The organism is Succinivibrio sp., assembly GCF_045124615.1.
Lineage (GTDB): Bacteria > Pseudomonadota > Gammaproteobacteria > Enterobacterales > Succinivibrionaceae > Succinivibrio > Succinivibrio faecicola.
In genome coordinates, this window is the sequence record NZ_JBGVMC010000201.1 from 1 (window position 1) to 2,244 (window position 2,244).

The 2,244-nt window shown below is 30.6% G+C and carries 1 protein-coding gene; it reads right to left on the reverse strand.

All coding sequences use genetic code 11. The features are described 5' to 3' along the window. Positions 1 to 391 precede the first annotated feature (391 nt). Positions 392 to 1,957 carry a DDE-type integrase/transposase/recombinase gene (locus ACJML3_RS05205; protein WP_406021229.1) on the reverse strand — a complete coding sequence of 522 codons (1,566 nt, stop codon included), beginning with the start codon at positions 1,955 to 1,957 and terminating at the stop codon, positions 392 to 394. Between the last annotated feature and the right edge of the window lie 287 nt (positions 1,958 to 2,244).

The window sequence follows — 2,244 nt, forward strand, 5'->3', positions numbered from 1 at the left end:
AATGATAAAACGTGGTGACGATTTAGAAAAAGTTAAAGAAAGAATTGATAATATTCAAAAAAGAAAAGAATATGATAATATGAATAAGACTGATTATATATTTGAACCTGATATTCATATGTCAATTGAAGAAGTAAGTCATCAATTTATTGAATTTATAAGTAAGATAAATTAACGATATATCTTTGGGTAGAGTCAAAAGTTTATGAAAACTTGTGATTCAGGCGAGAAAACGTATTATCTATAGTTGCTATTTTGATAAAACAGATGTTTTACGTTTTTCGTAAATAATAGGAAGGAATTAAAACTTTCTTTCAATACAGAAAAAAGCCTATATTTGAGCGCAATGAGGGTATCGGGTCTCACATGTATTTTTAAAACTGTGATATTTTTAGTTGAGATGATATTGTGAACTTAGCTCTATTAATTTCAACCATCTATCCTGCATAAGCATATCATCATTAAATAGTCCATCATCAACTGGTGTTTTATATTTTAGTGATGAATGTTGTCTAAGGAAGTTGAAAAAACACACAAAAAGAACCATGTAGCTATTTGCACATTCTAGTTTGTCATATCCATTTGTGCCATAGTAGTTTTGTTTGTAGGTTCTATTCAATCGTTCCTCTATCTGCTTGAATGGTCTGTACTTTTTGGATATCTCATCTTTGTTTGATACTCCAATAACCTGCTGTAAGTCGAATTTGATATCATTGATTTCAAAAAAGACTTGTGCTGCATTATAGATTGGATTTGCATCTGTAATAAGCAGTAGATTTTCAGGAATCTCTGTATAACGTCTTAAGCAGTCATAGATAGATTTACAAGCACATTCAGTATCTCTTGTAGGATAAATCATATAAGAAGTAATGATTTTACTATAAGGATCTGACCAGAAGAAAACATAGTGATTCTGTCCTCTTACTTTGATATAGGTTTCATCACCAGTGAGGATATGACCTAATTTGTAAGGATAGGAATCAATAAGAGGCTTAATGATATTTGAAACCGTTGCTGCATAGTTGATAACAGTTTGATGAGAAATCTTAAGGCCATGAACCTGTTTAAGAATCAATGCAGTCTTTCTGGATGAAAGTCCAAAGTTAACGTAATAAGTTAAGACAAGACCAAGGACCTTATAATCAAAGTGTATCCTGGAAAGATTAACAGGAGAATCAATAGACTGATCCAGCTGTTTAAGATTATCCAAATTGAATTTAAAATCACGATAATGATACCTTAAACGATACTGATGACTAGAGGTCTTAAGCGTTTCTCTCTTATCGCTATCATAGATTTTCTTGTTTTTAAGATAGTAGGGGCACTTATCGTTAGGACAATGATAGACAAGATAACCTTTTCTATCATGTTTAAGATCAAGTTTTCTTCCACAGTGAGGGCAATAGATACCAGTTTCACCAGATAAATCTGTCTTTAAAGTAAAAGTATTATGACAGGCTTTGCATTTGAATTGACCTTTGCCATTATTATCATAGATATATTCTTCAGGTGCGCCACAAAAAGGACAGACACCATGAAAAGTAAAGGCATCAGGATTTCTACGTTTAACAGGAGTTAAAGGAGAACCATTTAACATAGATCCTCTTAAGATATCATCAAAAGATATCTGAGCAGGAGCTTCTTTCTTGAATACAGGCAAGCCATCAACGGTGAAATCGGCATAAGGTATGGTTTTATCAATATGTTGAGTCTTTTTCAAGCGAGAAACTTCTTTATGAAGAACTTTAGAAATATGATTAGAAAAGAAATCATTTAACCAGTTCAAATGAGAAGAAGCCTGATCAAGATGATATAAGAAATCATTAGAGTTCAAATGATAAGATATATCAGAAGGAATATGCTTAAGAATAAGTAAAGGTTCAAAGAATTGAGAGAATTTAAAAAGAGATTTAGAAAAAGTATTTATATTATTTAAAATTGATGTTATACTATCCATGATGAAACAATCCTTTCTATATTGATTTTGTGGTGAAACAAGTATAACATGGATGTTTCATCTTTTTTAGTATAAAACGAAAAAAGATGATTAAAAAGATATAATCAATAATCATTTTATTGTTTATATATAAACAAATAAAGGTAGTGATGTTTGTATCAGTGATGCTGATTTTTGACACTACCAGACTACATGAGAGGTGAAAATATGAATAGTAATGAATATAATCGCATGGCTGAAGAATTAAAACCTAAAGGAGAATGTACAAAACATTGTTTTAATGCTTT